The following is a 2,361-nucleotide window of genomic DNA, read 5'->3' on the forward strand; positions in this document are numbered from 1 at the left end:
GTCTTGCGGGTGGCGTTGACCAGTTCCATGGTCTTGGCGATCACCACGTTGAACTTGTGCCCGTCCAGCAGCTGGGCCGCCTCGTGCACGGTGCGGTGGGTGACCTGGCGCAGCGCGGTGTCCCCGGTGGTGTAGTCCACGCCCGGGGCGCTGGCCACATCCTGGGCCAGGCGCCAGGCGCGGGCCAGGAACTTCTGCGAACCGGACGGGGACACGTCGGCCCAGTCCACGTCGTCCTCCGGCGGGGAGGCGAAGACCATGGTCAGACGCACCGCGTCCACCCCGTACTCATCGAGCTGTTCGCCCAGGTCCACGCCGTTGCCCAGCGACTTGCTCATCGCCTTGCCGCCGTTGAGGACCTGGCCCTGGTTCAGCAGGGCGCTGAAGGGCTCGGTCGCGTCGATCAGCCCAGGTCGTGGACGACCTTGGTGAAGAAGCGCGAGTAGAGCAGGTGCAGGATCGCGTGCTCCACCCCGCCCACGTACTGCCCGACCGGCATCCAGTCGCGCACCGCCTTCGGGTCGAACGGGCCCTGGGTGTAGTCCGGGGAGACGAAGCGCAGGAAGTACCAGGAGGAGTCCACAAAGGTGTCCATGGTGTCGGTATCCCGCTTGGCGTGTCCGCCGCAGCTCGGGCAGGCGACGTTGACCCAGTCCGCGGCCGCGGCCAGCGGGCTGGTGCTTCGGGGCCAGTTCCTCGCCGCGCAGGTTCTCCGGCAGGCGCACCGGCAGCTGGTCATCGGGCACCGGAACCTCACCGCACTGCGGGCAGTGGATGATCGGGATCGGGGTGCCCCAGAAGCGCTGGCGGGAGAGCAGCCAGTCACGCAGGCGGAAGTTCACGGTGTGCTCGCCGGTGCCGACGGCCTCGACGATTTCGATGGCCTTGGCGATGGCGGCCTGCTTGTCCAGCCCGTCCAGCTGCCCGGAGTTCACCAGCTTCCCGTCCCCGGAGGTGGCGGTCCTGGACACGGTCGGGTCTTCCTCCCCGGTGTCCACGACCACGCGCACCGGCAGGTCGAAGGCCTGGGCGAACTCCAGGTCGCGCTGGTCGTGGGCGGGCACGGCCATGATCGCGCCGGTGCCGTAGTCGGAGAGCACGTAGTCCGCCGCCCAGATCGGCAGCTTCTCCCCGGAGAGCGGGTTGATGCCGTAGCGGCCCAAAAACACCCCGGTCTTTTCGCGTTCGGTGCTCTGGCGCTCAATTTCGGACAGGTGGTTGACCTGCTCCTGGTAGTCGGCCAGCGCCTGGCGCTGCTCGTCGGTGACCAGTTCCCCGGCCAGGTCCGCGTCCGCGGCCACCACCATGAACGTCGCCCCGTACAGGGTGTCCGGGCGGGTGGTGAACACGGTGACGTCCTTGGCCGGCTTGTCCCCGGCCGCCTCGATGCTGAAGGTGACCTCGGCGCCCTCGGAGCGTCCGATCCAGTTCTTCTGCATCAGCAGCACCCGCTCGGGCCAGTGGCCCTTGAGGTCCTCCATGTCCTGCAGCAGGCGGTCGGCGTAGTCGGTGATCTTGAAGTACCACTGGTTCAGCGACTTCTTGGTCACCTGGGTGCCGCAGCGTTCGCAGGCGCCGTTGACGACCTGTTCGTTGGCCAGTACGGTCTGGTCCTTCGGGCACCAGTTCACCGGGTGGTTCTTGCGGTAGGCCAGGCCCTTTTCGTAGAAGCGGTTAAACAGCCACTGGGTCCAGCGGTAGTATTCCGGGTCCGAGGTGTGCAGCCGGCGCGACCAGTCCGCGGAGATGGCGTAGCGCTTGAAGCTGGCGGCCTGGGTCTCGATGTTCTTGTAGGTCCATTCGGCCGGGTGCGCGTTGCGCTTGATGGCCGCGTTCTCGGCCGGCAGCCCGAAGGAGTCCCAGCCGATCGGGTGCATCACGTCGTAGCCCTTGAGCTTCCAGTAGCGGGCGACCACATCCCCCATCGCGAACGCCTCGGCGTGGCCCATGTGCAGGTCCCCGGAGGGGTAGGGGAACATGTCTAGGACATAGCGACGCTCGGCCGAACCGTCATCCTTGGGCTTGAAGACCTCTAGGTCTTCCCACACCTTGGCCCAGTTGGCCTCCATGGCACGAAAGTCGTAGGTTTTCGTCTCGTTCGTCGATGATGTCACTTAGCTCGTCTCACAAACATGCTCTGAATTGTTGGTCTCTCCCAGACACGCAAAGACCCCCGCAGCTGGCGTCGGGGGCGGCACCTTAGAGTAGGTGAAACTGGGAATACATATCACGATTCTACCGTACCGGCACCGGGTGGTGCCGCATCGGTGACGGGATCCGATCCGCGGCCGGAACAGGCGCGCCACGGCACGCGCTTTGGGGCCGGTTAAACTGCCGCGCACCCCAGGCGTGGGCCTGGGG

At 66.7% G+C, this 2,361-nt stretch carries 1 pseudogene; it reads right to left on the reverse strand.

Going from position 1 to position 2,361, the window contains the following annotated elements:
* Window positions 1–2,069: pseudogene (gene leuS, locus JCM19049_RS11960) on the reverse strand (leucine--tRNA ligase); the annotation flags it as partial.
* Window positions 2,070–2,361 lie beyond the last annotated feature (292 nt).

It is taken from the genome of Arthrobacter sp. JCM 19049 (assembly GCF_001310435.1).